General features: G+C 63.3%; 21 protein-coding genes and 1 other RNA gene. 4 read left to right on the plus strand and 18 right to left on the minus strand.

Translation table 11 applies throughout. The features are described from left to right. Nucleotides 1–16: 16 nt before the first annotated feature. From O4H53_RS05045 to O4H53_RS05090, 10 genes are all read right to left on the minus strand, one after another. Entirely contained in the window at nt 17–241 is a 225-nt protein-coding gene (locus O4H53_RS05045) for a ribbon-helix-helix domain-containing protein (RefSeq protein ID WP_269361808.1), read from the minus strand. Next, complete coding sequence (locus O4H53_RS05050; RefSeq protein ID WP_269361810.1) at nt 238–414, minus strand: DUF4169 family protein; 177 nt, start codon at nt 412–414, stop codon at nt 238–240. The genes O4H53_RS05045 and O4H53_RS05050 overlap by 4 nt, the downstream gene beginning before the upstream one ends. Further along, nucleotides 411–1,802, minus strand: coding sequence for a class II fumarate hydratase (fumC, locus tag O4H53_RS05055; protein WP_269361812.1), 1,392 nt, complete (start codon nt 1,800–1,802; stop codon nt 411–413). The genes O4H53_RS05050 and fumC overlap by 4 nt, the downstream gene beginning before the upstream one ends. 108 nt (nt 1,803–1,910) lie before the next feature. Continuing rightward, nucleotides 1,911–2,393, minus strand: coding sequence for an SspB family protein (locus O4H53_RS05060; RefSeq protein ID WP_114277302.1), 483 nt, complete (start codon nt 2,391–2,393; stop codon nt 1,911–1,913). A 72-nt stretch (nt 2,394–2,465) separates the two neighbouring features. Then, complete coding sequence (gene chrA / locus O4H53_RS05065; protein ID WP_269361815.1) at nt 2,466–3,713, minus strand: chromate efflux transporter; 1,248 nt, start codon at nt 3,711–3,713, stop codon at nt 2,466–2,468. Next, nucleotides 3,710–4,525 (minus strand): chromate resistance protein ChrB domain-containing protein, encoded by an 816-nt coding sequence (locus tag O4H53_RS05070; protein ID WP_269361817.1) that lies wholly within the window; start codon nt 4,523–4,525, stop codon nt 3,710–3,712. Before O4H53_RS05070 ends, chrA begins: the two co-directional genes overlap by 4 nt. A 604-nt stretch (nt 4,526–5,129) precedes the next feature. Next, nucleotides 5,130–7,160 (minus strand): sensor histidine kinase, encoded by a 2,031-nt coding sequence (locus O4H53_RS05075; RefSeq protein WP_269361819.1) that lies wholly within the window; start codon nt 7,158–7,160, stop codon nt 5,130–5,132. Between the two features lie 536 nt (nt 7,161–7,696). Then, nucleotides 7,697–8,045, minus strand: a transfer-messenger RNA (tmRNA) gene (ssrA, locus tag O4H53_RS05080). Between the two features lie 23 nt (nt 8,046–8,068). Beyond that, nucleotides 8,069–9,130, minus strand: a complete 1,062-nt coding sequence (locus tag O4H53_RS05085; RefSeq protein WP_269361821.1) for a hypothetical protein — start codon at nt 9,128–9,130, stop codon at nt 8,069–8,071. Beyond that, a complete protein-coding gene (locus O4H53_RS05090) occupies nt 9,130–9,444 on the minus strand; it encodes a hypothetical protein (protein ID WP_269361823.1) in 315 nt (104 codons plus the stop codon). The genes O4H53_RS05085 and O4H53_RS05090 overlap by 1 nt, the downstream gene beginning before the upstream one ends. A gap of 254 nt (nt 9,445–9,698) precedes the next feature. Between O4H53_RS05090 and rplM the strand changes: the two genes are divergently transcribed. The 3 genes from rplM (at nt 9,699) to O4H53_RS05105 (ending at nt 11,864) form a co-directional block, all read left to right on the plus strand. Next, a complete protein-coding gene (gene rplM, locus O4H53_RS05095) occupies nt 9,699–10,160 on the plus strand; it encodes a 50S ribosomal protein L13 (protein WP_114277296.1) in 462 nt (153 codons plus the stop codon). A 2-nt stretch (nt 10,161–10,162) separates the two neighbouring features. Continuing rightward, a complete protein-coding gene (gene rpsI / locus O4H53_RS05100; RefSeq protein WP_269361826.1) occupies nt 10,163–10,651 on the plus strand; it encodes a 30S ribosomal protein S9 in 489 nt (162 codons plus the stop codon). 220 nt (nt 10,652–10,871) lie between these two features. Beyond that, nucleotides 10,872–11,864, plus strand: coding sequence for an LLM class flavin-dependent oxidoreductase (locus O4H53_RS05105; protein WP_269361828.1), 993 nt, complete (start codon nt 10,872–10,874; stop codon nt 11,862–11,864). Between the two features lie 9 nt (nt 11,865–11,873). On the opposite strand, the gene O4H53_RS05110 is transcribed toward O4H53_RS05105, so the two are convergent. Genes O4H53_RS05110 through metA form a run of 4 tightly spaced genes read right to left on the minus strand, consistent with a single transcriptional unit; the run spans nt 11,874 to nt 15,295 of the window. Then, entirely contained in the window at nt 11,874–12,491 is a 618-nt protein-coding gene (locus tag O4H53_RS05110) for a TetR/AcrR family transcriptional regulator (RefSeq protein ID WP_114277294.1), read from the minus strand. Further along, on the minus strand, nt 12,484–13,353 hold the full coding sequence (gene ppk2, locus O4H53_RS05115; protein WP_269361832.1) for a polyphosphate kinase 2: 870 nt from the start codon (nt 13,351–13,353) through the stop codon (nt 12,484–12,486). The genes O4H53_RS05110 and ppk2 overlap by 8 nt, the downstream gene beginning before the upstream one ends. A 48-nt stretch (nt 13,354–13,401) precedes the next feature. After that, nucleotides 13,402–14,373 carry an alpha/beta fold hydrolase gene (locus O4H53_RS05120; protein WP_269361834.1) on the minus strand — a complete coding sequence of 324 codons (972 nt, stop codon included), beginning with the start codon at nt 14,371–14,373 and terminating at the stop codon, nt 13,402–13,404. 4 nt (nt 14,374–14,377) lie between these two features. Then, entirely contained in the window at nt 14,378–15,295 is a 918-nt protein-coding gene (gene metA, locus O4H53_RS05125; protein WP_269361837.1) for a homoserine O-acetyltransferase MetA, read from the minus strand. A gap of 151 nt (nt 15,296–15,446) precedes the next feature. Here metA and O4H53_RS05130 point away from each other — a divergent pair, with 151 nt between their 5' ends. Beyond that, nucleotides 15,447–16,010, plus strand: a complete 564-nt coding sequence (locus O4H53_RS05130) for a hypothetical protein (RefSeq protein ID WP_269361839.1) — start codon at nt 15,447–15,449, stop codon at nt 16,008–16,010. Here O4H53_RS05130 and O4H53_RS05135 read toward each other — a convergent pair whose 3' ends face one another. From O4H53_RS05135 to guaA, 4 genes are read right to left on the minus strand one after another with little or no spacing between them, the layout of a single operon-like run. Beyond that, nucleotides 16,011–16,862 carry an ATPase gene (locus O4H53_RS05135; protein WP_269361841.1) on the minus strand — a complete coding sequence of 284 codons (852 nt, stop codon included), beginning with the start codon at nt 16,860–16,862 and terminating at the stop codon, nt 16,011–16,013. 12 nt (nt 16,863–16,874) lie between these two features. Then, nucleotides 16,875–17,807, minus strand: a complete 933-nt coding sequence (locus tag O4H53_RS05140; protein ID WP_269361843.1) for a DMT family transporter — start codon at nt 17,805–17,807, stop codon at nt 16,875–16,877. 41 nt (nt 17,808–17,848) lie between these two features. Next, nucleotides 17,849–18,715, minus strand: coding sequence for a DMT family transporter (locus O4H53_RS05145; protein ID WP_269362080.1), 867 nt, complete (start codon nt 18,713–18,715; stop codon nt 17,849–17,851). Between the two features lie 51 nt (nt 18,716–18,766). Next, complete coding sequence (gene guaA, locus O4H53_RS05150; RefSeq protein WP_269361845.1) at nt 18,767–20,341, minus strand: glutamine-hydrolyzing GMP synthase; 1,575 nt, start codon at nt 20,339–20,341, stop codon at nt 18,767–18,769. Between the last annotated feature and the right edge of the window lie 184 nt (nt 20,342–20,525).

Consider the following 20,525-nt stretch of genomic DNA (forward strand, 5'->3'; position numbering starts at 1 on the left):
CGCGAGCCTAGCGCATTCAAGGTAAACGATCCTTTAACCGGCGCAGCACAAACAGCCGGATGGCCGAGGCAAGGCCGGTGTCCACGTCACGTTCCGCGTCGATCTGCGCCACCAGCGCGTTGATCGGCTGGCCCTGGGACGCCGCAATGGCGCGGAACTCGTCCCAGAAGGCATCCTCCAGCGAAATGGAGGTCCGGTGCCCCTGCAGGGTCACCGAATGTTTGACAGGCCGGCCGCTCATGTCTCGCGTTTGTGGCCCTCCAGATTGCGCGCGATCTGCTCGGCGCGGGCCTTCAGCGCTTCTTTCTGCGCCTTGGTCTGTCCGAACTGTACCGCGTTTTCATCCGCGCGGGCCTTGCGGGACGCGCGGTTGCGTTCTTTCTTCACCTTGTTGAGGTTGATGGGGGCGCTCATTTGGGTCCAATCATCTGTTCCGGCCGCACCACGCGGTCGAAGGTTTCCGCATCCACGAAACCCAGCGCAATTGCCTCTTCCTTGAGGGTCGTGCCGTTCTTGTGGGCGGTCTTGGCGACCTTGGTCGCGTTGTCATAGCCGATGGTGGGGGCGAGTGCGGTCACCAGCATCAGGCTTTCCTTCATCAGCTTGTCGATGCGCGCCTCGTTGGCCTTGGTGCCCACCACCATGTTGTCGGTGAAACTGCCCGCCGCATCGCCCAGCAGCTGCATGGACTGCAGCACGTTGTAGCTCATCATCGGGTTGTAGACGTTCAGCTCGAAATGGCCCTGCGAGCCTGCAAAGCCCACGGCGGCATCATTGCCCATCACATGGGCGCAGACCATGGTCAGCGCCTCGGCCTGGGTCGGGTTCACCTTGCCCGGCATGATCGACGATCCCGGCTCGTTTTCCGGCAGGATCAGCTCGCCCAGACCCGACCGCGGGCCAGAGCCCAGCAGGCGCATGTCATTGGCGATCTTGAACATGGAGGCCGCCACGGTCTTGAGCGCGCCGGAGAACATGACCATCGCGTCATGGGCGGCCAGCGCCTCGAACTTGTTGGGAGCGGTGACGAAGGGCAGGCCGGTGATATTGGCAATCTCGGCTGCGACCTTTTCGGCAAAGCCCTTGCGGGTGTTCAGACCGGTGCCGACGGCGGTGCCGCCCTGCGCCAGCTCATAAATGTCGGGCAGGCAGGCCTCGACCCGCGCGATGCCCTTGGCCATCTGATGCGCGTAGCCGCCGAATTCCTGGCCCAGGGTCAGCGGTGTCGCATCCTGGGTATGGGTGCGGCCGATCTTGATGATGTCCTTGAATTCCTCGGATTTGGCCGCAAGGGCCGCCTGCAGCTTGCGCAGGCCCGGCAGCAGCGTGTCGCGCGCCACCATGCCGATGGCCACATGCATCGCCGTGGGGAATGTGTCGTTCGATGACTGGCCCATGTTGCAGTGATCATTGGGGTGCACCGGGCTTTTCGAGGCCATCTGCCCGCCCATGATCTCGATCGCGCGGTTGGAGATGACCTCGTTCGCGTTCATGTTCGACTGGGTGCCGGAGCCGGTCTGCCAGACCACCAGCGGGAAGTTGTCGTCGAACTTGCCGTCGATCACCTCCTGTGCCGCCTGTTTGATCGCCGGGGCCAGTGCCGCGTCCAGATCGCCAAAGCCAAGGTTCACCTCGGCGCAGGCTTTCTTGATCACCCCCAGCGCCCGGATGATCGCAACCGGCTGGCGTTCCCAGCCGATGGGGAAGTTCATGATCGAGCGCTGGGTCTGCGCGCCCCAGTATTTGTCGGCGGGAACTTCGAGCGGGCCAAAGCTGTCGGTTTCGGTGCGGGTATCGGCCATGTCGGGCTCCTGATGTCTTTGTCGGTTGCGCATGGGTGTAGCGGCCCGCCGCGCCCTGCGCAATCGGCAGGTGGCGCTAACAGGCTGCCGGAAGGTATCTATCGGTGTCTATTTGCGAAACGAATCGAGCGAGACGATTTCGGCGTCCTTGTGGTCTTCCTCCGGCACCTCCAGCTCGTCTTCGGTCTGCTGGGGCAGATCGCCGCGCTCGACGGTCTTGTCCGCGGCGCTGCCGCTGTCCTGCTGTTCGAAGCGCAGGCCGAATTCGACCGAGGGGTCGACGAAGGTGCGGATCGCATCATAGGGGATGTAAAGCGGCTCCGGCGCATCCCCGAAGTTCAGCGTCACGGCAAAGCCTTCTTCGCCGACGTCCAGCTTGTCGTACCAATGCTGCATCACCACGGTCATTTCGCCGGGATAGCGGTCAGACAGCCAGTCGGCCAGTTCCGCATCCGGGTGCGAGGTGTCGAAGGTGATGAAAAAGTGATGATTCCCCGGCAGACCGCGTTCCGCGACATCCAGCAGGACCTTGCGGATCAAGCCCCGCATGGCCTCGTGCATCAGGTTGCCATAGTCGATCTTTCGGCTCATCGTTCACTCCGGTTGTGCCCTTGGGCCGCCTCAGCATAGCCCATTCCCCGGCAAGGAAAAGGGGGTACAGCGTCAAACCAGAGCCATCAGCAAGGCGGCGGTTGTCAGTGCCGCCATTGTCAGCACAAAACCCCGCCGGAAGCCCAGCATCAGGACCATGCCGGCGATGACAAGGAGGCAGGCCAGGATGTTGAAACTGCCCGGATCCGGGGCCGGAATGGCGAGGAAAAACGCGCCTTCGACCCGGTCGAAGATCACATGCAGCGCAAACCAGACGGAGAGATTGGCGATCACGCCGACAACGGCGGCGGTGATCGCGCGCAAAGCTCCGGCAAGCCGGGGCTGCGCAGAAATCCGCTCCAGGTAGGGACCGGCAAGGAAGATCCACAAGAAGCAGGGGGTGAAGGTGACCCAGAGCGCCAGCAAACCCGCCGCCAATGCGCCGCTGACACCTGACTGTGCGAATCCCGCCAGCAGGGCCACGAATTCCGTCACCAGGATCAGCGGCCCCGGCGTGGTTTCCGCCAGCCCCAGCGCGTCGATCATCTGGTCGGTGCTGATCCAGCCGTAATCCTGAACCACGGTCTGGGTCATATAGGCCAGCACCGCATAGGCGCCGCCAAAGGTGACAACCGCCAGCCTGGAAAAGAACAGACCAAGCTGCAGCAGGAAATCCTGATCCAGTGCCCAGAGCGCCAGCAGCGGCGCGGCCCAGAGCGCGGACCAGACCAGCAGGGTGCGCCCGGTCCGGGCGGGGCGGGCGGGCAGATCATCCGGCACCGCCCCGGTGGTCTGGCCGCGCATCATCCCCCAGAGCCCGGCACAGAGAATGATCAGCGGAAAGGGCAGGCCCAGCACAAAGAGCGCCAGGAAGGACAGCACCGCCAGCACCCAGCCCTCTGCGCCGTGCAGGGCCTTGCCCGCCACCTTGCGCAGCGCCTGGAAGACCACGACGATCACCGCCGCCTTGATCCCCAGGAATCCGGCCTGCACCAGCGGCAGCTGCCCGTAACAGGCATAGCCCAGTGCCAGCACGGCAATGACCAGCGCGCCCGGCACGACAAACAGGAGCCCCGCCAGCAGCCCTCCCGCCACGCCGCGCAGCCGCCAGCCCGCATAGGTGGCCAGCTGCATCGCCTCTGGCCCCGGCAGCAGCATGCACAGCGACAGGGCCCGCAGAAATGCCTCCTCGCCCAGCCAGGGGCGGTGTTCGACCAGCTCGCGGTGCATCACCGCGATCTGCGCCGCCGGTCCGCCAAAGGACAGCAACCCGATGCGGCCAAAGACACGGGTCATTTCCGGCCAGCCGGGCGCGCTCATGACGCGCGGTCCGCAGGCCAGTCATGGCCTTCGTCCTGTCCGTCGCGGGCCCAGCGGTAGAGCGCGTCATAAAGCGCCATGCCCGCCTCAAGCATCATCTGGTCATCGCGGTACTGGCGCGACAGCCCGACCGAGAGCGCCAGCAGCCCCGCCGCCTGGGGGGATTGGTCGTGGGTATCGGTATCGGCCGCGCGCACGACCCGTGCCAGCCGGTCAAGCGCGTCGGAGGATAGGGCAAATTCGGACAGCATCTTGTCGAAGGTGCACAGGGGCCCCTCATGCGAGAAACGGACGTCCAGCACATCGAAAGGCACCGCATCATAGCGCGCGGCCACGCCCATCACCTCGGCGGGCGAGACAAAAAGGAACCGCGCGTCGGGGTCGACGAAACGGCGGATCAGCCAGGGGCAGGCGATCCGGTCGATCTTGGGTCGGTGGCGCGTCACCCAGAGGGTGGCCCCGTCCACCGGTGCGGGCAGGGCGGTTGCGGGGATGCGCAGGGTGCCGGGATGGTCGCGCCAGCCATACATCCCGCCCGACAGATATTCCGCAGCCAGCCCGTCGGCGCGCAGGCGGGCGACCATCCCCTGGCTCAGCTTGATGCCGCGCTGGCAGGTGATCACGCAGTCCCGCCCGTTCAGGCGTGCCTTGAGGCCCGCAATATCGGTATGGGGGTGGCGGAAGGAGCCGGGGATCAGAAACGGATCCTCGGCAAAGTCCGGGTCAATGGAAATATCGACGATGACCGGGCAGTCCGGCGTGCCGATCAGGCGCAGCAGTTGCGGTACGGTTATTTCATTCGGGGCAGCCATGGCATGCGTCCTCTCAAGTGGGATACATGCGAACTTTGGCTGGCGCCTCACGGGGCGTTCGCGGAGAACCCCATGCCCCCAGACAGCACCGTAGCGCGCTTCTGTCAAGGCCGGATGGTGAGATGCGGGGGCGTCTGGCAAGTGTTGAGCGTCAGCTGACTTTGGCAGTTACGTCATCAATTGACCCAAAAATGGAAAACCGGACCTGTCCGCAGATCGTAACGAACGGCAGAAAGGAGGCCTTTCAGCTTTCCCAAGCGCGGAATCAAGGCCGCAGGCCGCCGCGCATCGCCGGGCCGTCCCCTGGCACGGCGATTTGGCTGCTATAATGCTACATCGTTATGTAGGATGTGCTTGGCCGCCATAAAGTGCCAGTCACTGAGGTCGGATCGCCGCACCACGGCCCGTCAATGCGCGGCTTGGTGTTTTGTTGCGAACGGCAATATTGTCCCGCACTCCGGTCCTTGACCCAAACCGCGTCGAAGCACCGGTCTGGGACGGATGCGCTTGACGATTGGGTCACGAATGCATGATGCGGCCCATTGCAGGGAGTCAGATAACCCGCAGCGCCGAGTCAAAGATGCAGCACGACCTGCGACAGGTCCTAGGCAACCATATTCTGCCGTTCTTCGGGCGTTTCGGTGGATTCTTCGGATTCCTCGGGTTCCCGGGGCAGGCGCAGGACAAAGGTGCTGCCCTGACCGGGGACGCTGCTGGCGGTCAGCGTGCCGCCATGCATTTCGGCGATATCGCGTGAAATGGCGAGGCCAAGGCCGGTGCCGCCGAACTGACGGGTCGAAGAGGCATCAACCTGGTGGAACGCCTCGAAGACCCGGCTGACCTGATCTTCGGGAATGCCGATGCCGGTATCCGCGACGCTGAATTCCACCAGGTTGTCATCCATGACCACATGCAGCTTGATGCTGCCTGTCTGGGTGAATTTTGTCGCGTTGCCGACAAGGTTGATCAGCACCTGGCGGACCCGGTTGGCATCGGCATAGATTTCGCCGGGTTCGACGGAGACGTCGAATTCCAGGCCCTTGTCCTCGATCATCGGGCGCATCTGATCTTCAACCGGGCCAACGATCTCGTTGATGTCGTTCTGGGTCGGCTGAATGGCCTGGCTGCCGGATTCGAGCTTGGCAAAATCCAGGATCTCGCTGATCAGCGACAGCAGGTGTTCGCCCGAACGTTCCAGCCGGGTCATCATGTTGACGATCTGCCCGGTGAGCGATTTCAGATGCGGCTCGATTTCCTCGGCGATTTCGGGATGGGCCTTGAGCGCTTCATGCAGGGCCACCGCAGGGGGCAGGCGGTCCACATGGCGGGCGAGGCGGGCATGGCCCAGGATCACGGTCAGCGGCGTGCGCAATTCATGGCTCAACACGCCCATGAAATCGGTCTTGGCCTTGTTGGCGGCCTCTGCCGCCTGCTGGGCGCGTTTCAGGTCGGTCACGTCGATGCGCAGGCCCACCACGCTGCCATCCTCCATCAGGCGGTCGGAAGTCTGCATGATGCGCCCGTCGGGCAAGACCTGTTCGGGATCCGAAGAGCCGTCCAGCGGGCGGTTGCGCCAGCCCTCCAGCCATTCCTCCTCGCGGCCGACGGCGCCGCGGATGACCCCTTTGGCCAGGCTGGACTTGACGATATCTTCGTATTTCACACCGATCTTCACGACAGAGGAGGGGCCGTGCATTTCGGCGTATTTCTGGTTCATCGCGATCAGCCTGCCTTCGGGATCGAACATCACGAAGCCATGGTGCAGCGCCTCGATGCCGTTCTGCAGCCGGCTTTCCGCGTTCCGCCGGTTATCGGCCAGCCGCAGGACATACATCAGGCCGAAGGCAACCAGCGAGGTAAAGGCAAGACGCAAGGCCCAATGCCAATAGAATTGCGGGCGGCGCTGTGGCCAGCCCTCTGCCGGGGTGGCCGCCAGTTCCCAGATGCCCAGCGGAATGTTGAGGGTCATCACCACCGGATCCTGGCTGAGCGCGTCAATGTCGCCCAGCAGCACCTGGGCCGTCGGGGCATCGTCAATCCGCCTTTCGCGCAGCACGATGTCATAGCGTTCCGAGAGGTTTGATCTGCTGATGTTGTCGACGAATGAATCGTAATCCAGCACCACGGAAAGCAGCCCCCAGGGCTCCGTCTGGCCGTTGCGCTTGGTAAAGACCGGCTGTCGGAGGATCAGGCCGCGCCCGCCCTGCACCAGATCGACCGGCCCGTCGATCTGGCCGCGTCCGGTGCGCATCGCTTCGGCCACTTTCGGATATTGCGCCGGGTTCGCGCGATAATCCAGCCCCAGCACCGCTTCGTTGCCGGTCTTGGGAAAGACCATGCTGACAACCAGGTCGGGCGCTGCGGCAATGTTGATCACATCATTGCTTTGCAACAGGAAATCGACCGCCTTGATGTTGTATTCGGTCTGGTTCATGTCGGGGTTTTCCGACAGGGCGGAGGCAAGCTGGGTGATCCGCAGGACGCGGTCCACCATTTCGGATTCGAATTGTTCGCGGATGGTGGACAGTTCGATCGTGGCATTCAGCCGGAGGCTTTGCAGATAGGTCTGGTAAGACAGGTTCTCGATCTTCTTGCCAAAGGCAACAATGATGCCGCAGACGGCCGCAATCAGCATGATACGCGGCACCCACAGATACAGGGAACGCTGGGGTGTGGGGCGATTTCCCGTGTAGCGGGTCATATCTCGGCCTAACTTTCTGTCCTGTATCGTTCTGTCTTTTTATCTGAACCACCTACACAAACATTTGCCCAGAATTGGGAAAAACCGTGACCAAGCCACTGATATTTCAATCTAACGGGGAAATTATGGCGTAGTGTGACCCGATCACATCATCTGAAAATGACCGCATCAGGGCAAGACAGGAATCTGGATAGGGTCAAAATGTCCCGCCCGTCGGGTGGCAAAATAACCTTTGATGCCAGTGCGGCGACATGCCGATACCGCGCCGGGATCGCCGTTTTCGCAAGCAAGATCTGCCTTTCAGGGACGGGACGGCCTGGCATCCGGGCGGGGCGATTGGGGGGGCGCCGCGCGTTTCCGGGGCGGCGGATTCGGCCCGGATCACCGGGTCATAGGCAGTGCATCTGACAAAAAGGGCAGACCGCCCTGGTGCTGATCCGCATCGCATTGCGGCCATCGAGGTGGGGGAAAGTGCAGGCTTCTGTTGCCAGGTGCCTGCGAACCCCGCCTTAAGTCGCTAAACCCAAGGACTTAGATTTCAGTCTCTCCGGTCGCTTACGCGGCCATTGCTACTGGAGCACTATTGTCATTTGCAATTGTACTTTTTACGCCGATAACGGTGGCAGTCAGCCGAGACAAAGCAAAACCCCTTTAGACGTTCGTCGATCCTGTTTCGACCCCATGATCCCCAAATGAAGGATATTGGTGGAGTCGCCGGGTACCGCCCCCGGGTCCGATCCGCTTATTACGAGCGCGTTTATGTCCATAGTTCCGAAGAACACTCCAGATATAGGGCAGCGGGCCGGGGTTTTCAATCGCCCAGGTGATGAAATCGACCGGCGTCAGAGCAGCCCGCCGGCACCCCAGGCCAGCCCCAGCGCAATTGCCATGGCCGACAGGCCCGCGGCATAGGCGGCCAGTTTCCATTTCGAAAAGGGGCGTTCGCCAAAGGTGCGCCCGTCGATGCCCGAGACGACCACCTTCATGGGTTTGCCGCCATAGTTGTAATGCGCGATCCAGACCGGCAGCAGGATGCGGCGGTAGTGGATGCCGGTGGTATCGGTCTGATAACGGATGTCGTGAACGCCGGATTTGTTGATGTGATGCCTGATCCGGTTTCGGATCAGCAGTTTCTTGTCGGGGGCATTGGCGGCAAGCCCCTGTGCGACGCTCTGGTGATGGCGCTCGGCTGCAAATCCCGCCAGATAGCCCGCATGAAAAGGCCGGAGCGATCCGGGATCGAAATCATGCAGAATGCCGTCGCGGATCAGCGGCGTGACATGGGGCGAGGCGGGCATCAGCAGGTCGTCAAAGGCGATCTGCAGCGCCCCGGAGGTCTTGTGGGTGCGGCGTTTGTCGCCGGTGCCGGTGGTGTATTTGGCCCAGTACCGCAGGGCCTCGTGACTGTCGAAGGTCCAGAAGGGCGCATAAAGCCCGGCCAGCCGTGCGTCTTCCAGCAGCGCGGGCAGGCTGCCTGGCGCGGCCAGTCTTTTGCCGACCCAGGCCTGCATCTGGCGGCGGGCAAAACCGTGATCGGCCCGAAACGGGATCAGCGCCTTGGTCCGATAGCCGGCATCCCCGGTCCCCAGCACAACCGGGCCATTGCAATAGGGGCAATGTTCGGACAGGGCCGCGCCCACAAAGAGGACGGCACCGCCGCAGTTGCGGCACTGATAGATGCGCTCGCGGGTCAGTTCGGGCGGGTCGTTCTCCGGCGCCTCGGGGTCATAGGCGAATTCCCGCGCCGCATCGGCGTCTTCGGGGGTCTCGACGTCCTGGGCGGTGCCGCAGCTGGTGCATTCCAGCTGGCCTTTCAGCGGGGAAAAGATGCAATGCCCGCCACAGGCGGCGCAGGACAGCGCGGCCTGATCCGCTTCAACCCGCTCGGTGCTGTCACCCGGCATCAGTCGTTGTCCCCCAGGGCGGCGGCGATTTCCAGCAGGATGCGCAGCCGCAGCCAGGACCGGTCTATCGCCCCCGCCAGATCGCCCGTCACATGCCAGTCGCCGATGATGGTGGCGAAAAACCATGTCGCCATCAGCCAGAAGGCAATCACCGCCCAGCCCGCAAGCGACCGGATGCGCCCGGCGGAACCGGGGCGCAATTCGTGGCGCGCCTCGTAGACCTGGATCAGCTTGACCACGGGGCGGATGCCGATGGCGGTGGACAGCACCAGCAGGACAAGGGTGGCAAGAAGGGGGCCGGGGGGCGAAAACATCGAAGAGCCTGTTGTGACGCGACAGGAGCAGCTTTAGCACGGGAGAGGGGCAGACGGGAACCTTGTGCCGCAAACCGGGTGCGGAACCCGGTGCGGGATGGGGTAAAATAATACCTTAATTTCAAGTATCTGTTTTTGAATGATAAATCGGACAAAGTGTCGCTTGACCGGGCGCGGGGGATGTTTATAACCCGCCCATCAGTTACCAGGCAGGGTGCTTTGCCCCTGCTTTCACCACCAAACGGGAATTTCCGATGAAAACTTTCTCTGCAACACCGGCAGACATCGACAAGAAGTGGATCATCATTGACGCCGAAGGCGTCGTGCTGGGCCGTCTTGCGTCGATCGTTGCCATGCGGCTGCGCGGCAAGCACAAGCCGTCCTTCACCCCTCACATGGATTGCGGTGACAATGTCATCGTCATCAATGCCGAGAAGATCCAGATGACCGGCAAGAAGCGTGAAGAGCACTTCTACTGGCACACCGGCCACCCCGGCGGGATCAAGAGCCGCACCAAGGCGCAGATCCTCGAAGGCGCGCACCCCGAGCGGGTCGTGACCCAGGCCGTCAAGCGCATGCTGCCCGGCAACCGCCTGAGCCGCCAGATCATGACCAACCTGCGCGTCTATGCAGGTGGCGAGCACCCGCACGAGGCGCAAAACCCCGACGTTCTGGACGTGAAGTCCATGAACAAGAAAAACACCCGGAGCGCATGAGCATGGCTGACGAAATCAACACACTCGAAGATCTGGCCGAAGTTGCAGGCATCGCCGCAGCACCGGAAGTTGAGCTGACCCCGCGTGAGCCCGTGCGTGACGAATTGGGCCGTGCCTATGCCACCGGCAAGCGGAAAGATGCGGTTGCCCGCGTCTGGATCAAGCCCGGTTCCGGCAAGGTCACCGTCAACGGCAAGCCGCAGAACGAATATTTTGCGCGCCCCGTGCTGCAGATGATCCTGGCGCAGCCTTTCGGCATCACCAATACCGAAGGCCAGTTCGACGTGGTCGCCACCGTCAAGGGTGGCGGTCTGTCCGGTCAGGCCGGTGCGGTCAAGCACGGTGTCTCCAAGGCGCTGCAGCTTTATGACCCCTCCCTGCGCGGCGCGCTGAAAGCGGCAGGTTTCCTGACCCGTGACAGCCGCGTTGTCGAGCGGAAGAAATACGGCAAGGCCAAGGCGCGTAAGAGCTTCCAGTTCTCCAAGCGTTAAGCTGCTGTTCAAATTTTCGGGAAAGGCCGCGCCATCTGGTGCGGCCTTTTTCGTTTTCTGAGGTTTTTCAAGTGATTTCGACGCGCTGGCGCGCGCCGACCGCCGGGGGAGGCGCTGCCTCCCCCGGACCCCCACCGGGAATATTTTTTGCCAAAAAGAAAGCGGCAGGGTTTTACCCGGGTCGCGGCTGTCTATCTTGGGAAGCAACAAGGAGATTGCCGTGAAATATTCCCTTCTCGATCTGGCACCTGTCCCCGAAGGCAGCGATGCGGCGCAGGCGATGCGCAATACCACCGAACTGGCGCAGCGGGCCGAGGCGCTGGGATATCACCGCTACTGGATGGCGGAGCATCACAACATGCCCGGCATCGCCTCTGCCGCGACATCGGTGCTGATCGGCCATGTGGCCGGCGTGACCCGCAGCATGCGGGTGGGCGCCGGGGGCATCATGCTGCCCAACCATGCGCCGCTGGCGATTGCGGAACAATTCGGCACGCTGGCCACGCTTTATGGTGACAGGATCGACCTGGGCCTGGGGCGCGCGCCGGGGGGCGATCAGGCGGTCTATCAGGCGCTGCGCCGGGTGGGCAGCGACGATTTCGTGGGCGATGTGGCCGAATTGCAGGGGTATCTTGGCGCGCCTGTGCCCCATGCGACAGTGCGCGCCCTGCCGGGCGAGGGCACCCATGTGCCGCTTTGGATCCTGGGGTCTTCGCTCTACGGCGCGCAGGTGGCGGCGCATTTCGGGCTGCCTTACGCCTTTGCCTCGCATTTTGCCCCCGATGCGCTGGAGCAGGCGGTGGCGGTCTACCGGCAACAGTTCCAGCCCTCGGCGCAGCTGGACAAGCCGCAGTTCATGCTGGCGGTGAATGTCTTTGCCGCCGAGACCGATGCGGAAGGGGCCTATCTGCGGACCTCGATGCAGCAGGCCTTTGCCCGGATGCGCACCGGCCAGCGCGGCAAGCTGCCGCGCCCGGTGGCGGATATCGACGCCGAGATCGGTGCCGCGGTGCGCCGTGGCGTGGACCAGGCGTTGCGGGTGACGGCCGTCGGCAGCCGCGAGACGGTGCGCGCGCAGCTGGCCGGGTTGATCGCGCGCCATCAGCCGGACGAGCTGATCCTGACCGGGCAAATCCACGACCATGCGGCGCGGCTGAGGTCCTTTGAGATTGCGGCGGAGGTGATGCAGGCGTTGATCCTTGAATCCGCCTGAACAGGAACATCACTCATCCGGGCGCACCAGCCCCAGACCCCGCAGGTAGATGCCGATGCCGGTTTCCAGCAGGTCGTCCGCCGGAAAGGGCGAGGCGCGGCCGGGGGAGTTGCGGGCGAAAAGTTCCACCACCCCATGGCTCATCGCCCAGATATGGGCCGAGAACATGGAGGCGGGCGGGCGTCTGTCCTCGGGGATATGCTGGCTGAGGTCGGTGGCGGCGCGTTCCAGCACTGCATTGGCGCGCCCCGCCACGGCGGCCAGTTCCGGGGTGCGGTTCACCGAGATGCCGCTTTCGAACATCGCGATGTAATGGCCGGGGTATTTGCGGGCAAAGGCCAGATAGGCGCGGCCCGTCGCCTCGAACGCCCTGAGCGCGGAGGGCTGGCCGGATTGATAGGCAAAATCCATCAGATCGGCAAAAATCTCATAGCCCTGCCGGGCGGCTTCGGCGATCAGGTCCTCGCGGCCATCGAAGTGGCGATAGACCGCCGCCGGGGTCACCCCCGCCTGTTTGGCCGCCTCCGACAGGGTAAAGCCGGTGGGGCCGCGCGCCTCGATCAGCTCTAGTGCGGCGTCAATCAGCGCCTGCCGGAGATTGCCGTGGTGATAGCCGCGCTTAGGCATCCCAGAGGTCCGGACCGCCGCAGATCAGCGGGTCGATCGCACCGATGGCGCGTGCGTCTTTCTGAGGATAATCAAAGGCATGGCAGAGCACCCGCATGGCGTTCAGCCGTGCGCGGCGCTTGTCGTCAGAGCGGATGATGGTCCAGGGCGCATGGTCGGTATGGCTGCGCGTCAGCGTGTCCTTGATCGCCTCGGAATAGGCATCCCATTTGGCCAGCCCCTGGACGTCGATGCTGCTGAGCTTCCATTGCTTCAGCGGATCGCTTTCGCGCGCCAGCATGCGGCGCAGCTGTTCGGCGCGGCCCACGTTCAGCCAGAACTTGAACAGATGGATGCCGTCATCCACCAGCATCTTTTCGAAATCCGGCACCTGGTTGAAGAAATGCCTGTTCTGATCCGGCGTGCAGAACCCGAAGACAGGTTCGACCACGCCCCGGTTGTACCAGGAACGGTCATAGAAAACCATTTCTCCCGCAGTGGGCAGATGGCGCAGATAGCGCTGGAAATACCATTCGCCCTGTTCCGTCTCTGTCGGTTTCGACAGGGCGACGACGCGGGCGGCACGTGGATTAAGATTGGTGCGCATCCGGTTGATTGTGCCACCTTTTCCGGCGGCATCGCGGCCCTCAAAGACCATCACGATCCGGGTGCCGCTGTCGCGGACCCAGGATTGCAGCTTGACCAGTTCGATCTGCAGCTTTTCGAAGGCGTGCTCATAGACCTTGCGCGCCAGCCGCTCCGAATGGGGGTAGGAGGCGGAGATCACGTCTCCCTTGTCGGCCCGGCGGATCGCGTTGCGGATCTGGTCGGGCGCTTCATTCTCGTAAAAGGCGCTGATCGCGCCGTCAAAGGGCAGGTCCATGGGGCCTCCTGAAAGGGTCTTTGGTTTCAATATGGGATGTTAAGGGGATTAACGCAAACCCGCATGGGCTGCGGCCCGGTCAATGGCGGCAACAAGTTCGCCGGGCGCGGTATGCTGCAGCATGTGGCCCTGACCCGGCAGGATCTTCAAGGCGCCACGGGGCACGTCGCCCATCAGCACCTCAGCGTGAATATGCGCGGGCACGATGGTATCGGCATCGCCGTGCACCGCCTCGATCGGCATGGTCAGCCTGGCGTATTGCTTTTGCATTTCAACCACATGCGGGCGCAGGGCATTGACCTGCTGGGCATTGGCGCGCAGCGATGTGCGGCGCAGGGTCAGCCCGGTGCCCAGATGATCGCCATAGCCCGCCGGGGCCTCTTGCGGGGCAAAGATGGCGTTGATGCTGGCCTCCACATAGGATTTCGGGACAAAGGCGGTGACCATCGGCACAAAGAGCGCACCGCCCGGCAGCGAACCGTTGACTGTATAGGTCCAGCCCAGCCCGCCGGGCCAGGGTTCCGACACGGCACCGGCCAGCACCAGCGCGGCGGTGTCATCGGGGCGCGACAGGCCCCAGGCGATGGCCACGATCCCGCCAAAGGAATGGCCCAGCACGATGGGGTTGCGCACCTCCAGCGCATCGGCCGCTTTCTGCAGCAAGGCGGCCTGGGCCTGCGGCGTCTCTTCGCTGGTGTTCCAGGCACCGCCCGATCCGGGCAGGCGGCCGGTCCAGCCCATGCCGGGGCGGTCAAAGAGGATCACGCGGTAGCGGTCGGCCAGCTGCTCCGCAAAGCCCGTGGTAAAGTCGCGCAGATTGCCGCTGGCCCCGTGGATCAGCACCAGATCGGGGCCTTCGCCCATCACCAGCGCATGCACCGGCACCCCGTCGATGTTCAGGATCTGCCCGACGGGCGGCGTGGCGGCCTCTGCCGCGGCTTCACGGGCGGCTGCGCGCCATTGGACGACACCGATCAGCACCGCCAGCAGGACAAGGGCAAGAAACACGCCGGTTCGCATCAGCTCAGGTGCCGATCAGCGAAATATCATAGGGGCAGCTTTGATAGATCTCGTTGATCCAGTTGCCGTAAAGCAGATGCGCATGGCTGCGCCAGCGGTTCATCGGCGCACGGGTGGGATCGTCATCGGGGTAGTAATTGCAGGGCACGTTGATCGGCGTGCCGGAGGCCACGTCGCGGTCGTATTCCTGTTTCAGCGTATCGCTGTCGTATTCGAAGTGGTTGAAGACATAGAGCGCGCGGTGCCCCGGATCTTCGATCAGGCAGGGGCCGACTTCGTCGCTGGCCAGCAGGGTGGTCAGCTGGGGATGGGCATCAACCTCGTCCTGGCGCATCTCTGTCCAGCGCGAGACAGGCACCACGCAATCGTCCGAAAACCCGCGCAGATAGGGCGAGGCGGGGGCGAGGTTGCGGTGCCGGAAACAGCCAAAGGCCTTTTCCTCAAGGATGTGTTTCCTGACCCCGTGGAAATGGTTGATCATCGCCATCCCGCCCCAGCAGACGCCGAAGGTGGAATGAATGTTGGTCTGGGTCCAGTCCATCACGCGTTTCAGCTCGTCCCAATAGGTGACGTCGGTGAAATCCATGTGTTCGATGGGGGCGCCGGTGATGATCAGCCCGTCGAATTTCTCGTCCCAGACCTCGCTCACCGGGCGATAGAAGCTTTCCATATGCGCAGCGGCGGTGTTGCGCGTGCGGTGGTCCGACATGCGCAGCAGGCTGAATTCGATCTGCAGGGGCGTGGCCCCGATCAGCCGGGCAAACTGGTTCTCTGTCTGGATCTTCTTGGGCATCAGGTTCAGCAGCGCGATCTTCAGCGGGCGAATGTCCTGATGGTCGGCCAATTCGTCATCCAGCAGCATCACGCCCTCGCGGCTCAGCACGTCATAGGCGGGCAGGGTAGCGGGAATTTTGATGGGCATGGGCTTGGCGATCCGTGTATTGAAGGGCTTAGATAGACCGGGCAGGCTGCGCTGCCAAGGGGGCGGGGTGGCTGCACCCGCTGATGTGACATTGCATTTTCCGCGCGCGCGCGCATCATGACATTCTGTTGCGCCAAGTGCCGAGGTTTCCATGCGTCTGACACTCTTGCTGATCTGCCTGTTCACGCCGCTTGCCGTTGCCGCGCAGGAGGAGGATCCCATGGATGTTCAGCGCTGCGTCTGGCGCTGTCTTGCAGATTCCTCCGGTCCGGCAAGTGCTGAATACAATCAATGTGTTGTGTCGCTTTGTTCAGGTCAGCCTGCGGCGCCGCGCCAGTCAGTTGCAGCGCCCGCATGGCGCGCCGGGCTGGCCAGCGACGGGGTGCACCGTTTTGCCGGTGCGAATGCCGAGCAGGGCTATGGCTTCTATTATTTCTGCACACCGCAGGCCAGTTTCTTTGCGCTGACAGCTCTGCCGATGGCGGCGGGCCAATACCGTTTTGTGATCGGTGATGTCGCCTATCTGGTGCCGCTGGACCGCAGCCGTGGCGACCTGAGCGTGAACATCCCGCCGGGCGATGCCTTTATGCAGGGGGTGCAGGAGGGATCATGGCTGCGGGTCGAGGCGCTGAATGGGGCATCGCTGGTCCAGTTTTCGCTGTCCGGTGCGGGTGAGAGCATCAACAGCGCGGTGCAGGGGTGTTTTGGGCGCTGACTAGTCCAGACAACCGGCGATCAGCTCCACGAAATCCGCTTCGCATTTCAGCGCGCCAATCTGGTCGGGGGTGATGGTGACGCCCCATTTCGCCATGGCGGCATAGCGTGGCTGGCGGTGCGACAGGGCCTGCGCATAGGTCCAGCGGACAAAGGCATCAGGATCAACTTCATCCTCTGACACCTTGTTTTCGCTCAGATAATCCTTCCAGACCCGTTCAAGGAAAGCGGGCTGATAGGCCATCGGTTTCGGCGCGCGGTCAAAGCGGCGGATCAGCTCCTGGGTGTGGGCCTCATCCCCCTTGATCCAGACCAGCAGGCATTCCTCCGACAGGGTTTTCAGCAGCGGGTCCTTCGGGTTTTCCGGATCCACCCATTCGCAGATCGACCCGCCGGTGTCGCAGATGAAATGGTCGTAGCCATAAAGCGCCTTGGCGCGCCGGGCGAAATGCGGCGTGTCGTTCAGCGCGGCGATCTCGGCCAGGCGGAAGGCTTCCTGCCGGGTGGCATATTCCGCCATTGGCAGGCCGCCCTTGTCCGGCGATCCGGGCTTGCCCAGCCAGGTGGCAACCGGGCTGAGGTTCTCGAAGGTGATGTTGGAGGCGATATAGATGCTGTCTGTCATCAGCAGATCGCGCAGAAAGGGCACTTTCATCGCTTCGGACTTGGCGTTGTCGACAATCGCCTCGCCCAGGTAGCGGGTGCCGATGCGGTAGTCGATGGAATAGTGGAACCAGCCGCCAGAGGCCCGCAACAGCCCGCTCAGATGGGTTTTCCCCAGTCCCGACATGCCGAAGACAAGCACTTTGCGGCGCGGCGCGGCGCGCCAGTCCTGGGCAGTGGGGTATAGCATGGGGCAGGTCCGTCAGGTTGATGTCGCCCCCTGTCTAGCGGAGCGGCGGCGCGGACGCCAGATGCGGCCGTTCAGGATCAGCAGCCCCGCCGCCAGCAGTGCAAAACCTGCATAGGCCGCCGGGCGCAGCGTTTCACCCAGCACCAGCGCCCCCAGCAGAATCGCAAAGGGCGGGATCAGCAGCGTGACCAGCATCAGGTTGCCGCTGCCCGCCATGCCCAGGACACGGTAATAGAGCAGATAGGCCAGCGCTGTGCCCAGCAAGGCGTAATAGCCGATGGCGGCCCAGGTGCGGGGGGCAAGCGAGAGGTCGATTGGCCCTTCGAGGATCCAGGCCGCGGGCAGCATGATCAGGGTCGCGCCGGTGACCATCCCCGCCGCGGCCACCTGCGGCGGCTGGCCCGATAATGTCTTGCGCGCCCAGACGGAGGCAAGCGCATAAGACACCGTGCCGCCGATCACCGCCAGCTGCGCCAGCGACCGCAGGTCGAACTGCGCCAGGTTCTCCAGCCCGATGGCGGTGGCCACGCCGGCAAAACCCAGAAGGACGCCGATAGCCTTGCGCAGGGTGATCCGCTCATCCGCAAAGAAGATTGCCGCCGCGATCACGCCAAAGATCGCGGTGGCGGCATTGAGAATCGAGGTCAGGCCGCTTTCAATGTGCAACTGGCCCCAGGCCATCAGCCCGAAGGGAATCACATTGTTCAGCAACCCCATGACCAGAAAGGCACCCCAGATGCGCGGATCGCGGGGCACCCTCAGGCCCATGACCAGCACCGCCCCCCAGAGCGCCACCGCCGCCCAGCCAACCCGGTGGGCCACGGCCCAGAGTGGCCCGATTTCATCAAGCGCCATCCGTATGGAGACAAAGGACGCGCCCCAGATCGCCGCCAGCAGCAGCATCTCGGTCCAGGCGCGGGGGGTGATTGATTTTTGCGGGCTCATGGGGGTGACCTAATTGGCCGGGCTGCGCACCGCGACCCGGATCATGCGGTTTTCTGCCGGGTCTCGACCCAGATGTTCAGGTAATTCCCGGCAAAGATGATGATCGCACCGACAAATACCCACAGGTCCACGGTTTCGCCATAGACCAGCATGGCAAGGATGGCGATCACCGGCAGGCGGGCAAAGTCGATGGGTGACACCACCGCGGCCGGGGCCAGCCGGAGGGCATTGGCGATGCAGAAATGCGCCAGCAGCCCGCAGACCCCGACCAGCGCCAGCAACGGGGCGCTGGACAATGTGGGCAGGGCGATATCGCCGTCAAAGCCTGCGGTGATCAGCCCGAAGATCAGCTGCAGCAATGTCAGGTAGAACATGATCGCGGTGATGCTTTGCCGGGCGGTCAGTTTCTTGGTGGTGATGAAGGTCAGCGCGAAAAAGACGGCACAGCCGGCGGCGGCCAGCACCCCTGCGTTCATCCCCGCAACAGTGGGGCGCGCCACGATCAGGATGCCGATGAACCCCATCAGCGCCGAGATGGAGCGGACCCTGGTCAGCCGCTCGCCCAGCAGAAAGGGGGAGAGCACGATCACCCAGAGCGGTGTGGTGAATTCAAAGGCAAAGACCTGCGCCAGCGGGATCACCGTCACCGCAAAGAACCAGAGGTTCTGGCCGGTGAAATGCACCAGATTGCGCAGGGTTTGCAGCCCCAGGGCATTGGTGTTGATCTCGCGCCAGGTGCCAAGGGCACAGGCCAGGCCGGCCACGACGACAAAACCGAAGGCCGAGCGGTAGAGCATGATCTCGAAAGTATCGTAATCGGCCCCCAGCTTGCGCCCGGCCATGGCCATCGCCGTGAAGGAGGTGATGGCACCGATCATCCAGAATGCGGCGCGCAGGGTCTGGTTGATCGGGGGGATGACGGTGTTATCGGTCACGGGCGGGCGGGGGTCATTGACTGATCACTCCCACTCGATCGTGCCCGGAGGTTTCGAGGTGATGTCATAGGTGACCCGGTTGATGCCCGGCACCTCGTTGATGATGCGGGTGGCGGTTTCGCCCAGGAATTCGTGGCTGAACGGATAGTAATCCGCCGTCATCCCGTCTACGGAGGTCACCGCGCGCAGGGCGCAGGCGAAATCATAGGTGCGCCCGTCGCCCATCACGCCCACGGTGCGCACCGGCAGGATTGCGACAAAGGCCTGCCAGATCTCGTCATAAAGCCCGTGCTTGCGGATCTGGTCGATATAGACGGCATCCGCCTCGCGCAGGATGTCGAGTTTCTGGCGGGTGATCTCGCCGGGGCAGCGGATCGCGAGACCCGGCCCGGGGAAGGGGTGACGGCCGATGAAATGCGCGGGCAGGCCCAGTTCGGTTCCCAGCGCGCGGACCTCGTCCTTGAACAATTCGCGCAGCGGTTCGACCAGTTTCAGGCCCATCTTCTCGGGCAGGCCGCCGACATTGTGATGGCTCTTGATCGTGACGGAGGGGCCGCCGGAAAAGGACACGGATTCAATCACATCGGGGTAAAGCGTACCCTGTGCGAGGAACTCCGCCCCCTCGATCTGGTTGGCGTATTTCTGGAAGACGTCGATGAACAGCCTGCCGATGATCTTGCGCTTGGTTTCGGGGTCGCTGACACCGTCCAGCTCGCCCAGGAACAGGTCCACCTCGTCGGCGTGGATGACATGCAGGTTCATGTGGTCGCGGAACATGCCCACGACCTCTTCGGCCTCGTTCTTGCGCAGCAACCCGTGGTCGACAAAGACGCAGGTAAGCTGGTCGCCCACCGCCTCGTGGATCAGCGCCGCCGCGACCGAGGAATCGACCCCGCCGGAGAGGGCGCAGATCACCTTCTTGTCGCCGACCTGTTCGCGGATCGCTGCCACCGCTTCCTCACGGTAGGCGCGCATGGTCCAGTCGCCCTTGAAGCCCGCAAGCCGCACGAAATTCTCGTAAAGCCTGGCGCCGTTGGGGGTGTGATGCACCTCCGGATGGAATTGCACGGCGTAGAAATGACGCGACGGGTCGCCGGTGATGGCAAAGGGCGCGTTGGGCGAGGTGCCATAGACCTCGAACCCCGGTGCGATCTTGCTCACGTGGTCGCCATGGCTCATCCAGACCTGCTCGCGGTCGGTGGCGAACCATCCCTGCAGCAGGTCGAGCGCCTGGCCGGTGGGTTTGACAAAGGCGCGGCCGAATTCGGCGGTGCCGTGGCCGCGTTCGACCTGACCGCCGAGGCAATGCATCATCACCTGCTGGCCATAGCAGATCCCCAGAATCGGCACGCCCAGATCAAAGACCGATTGCGGCGGCATCGGCGCGCCTTCGGCAAAGACGGAGGAGGGGCCGCCCGAGAGGATCACCGCCTTGGGGGCGAATTCCTTCAGAAAGGCGTCGTCCACCGTGTTGAACGGGTGAATTTCGCAGAAAACGCTGAGCTCGCGCAGGCGGCGGGCGATCAACTGGGTGACCTGGCTGCCGAAATCTATGATCAGCAGGCGGTCGTGGGCGGCGGGGGAGATGAGTTCTGTCATGGCCATTGATTAGGCAGGGTTTCGCGGCGTGGCAAGTGTCGGACTGGGGCGCGGCCCCGGCGCTTTGGATTATTTTGGTCAAAAACAGCATGGGGGCGTCGGGAGGATGTCGTTTTTCTCCCCCCGGCGGCGGAAATCGCGCGAATTGGGGCGGGGGGATACGTTAGGAGAAGGAAATTTCTGA

The sequence above is a fragment of the Sulfitobacter sp. G21635-S1 genome (assembly GCF_027213915.1).
Lineage (GTDB): Bacteria > Pseudomonadota > Alphaproteobacteria > Rhodobacterales > Rhodobacteraceae > Sulfitobacter.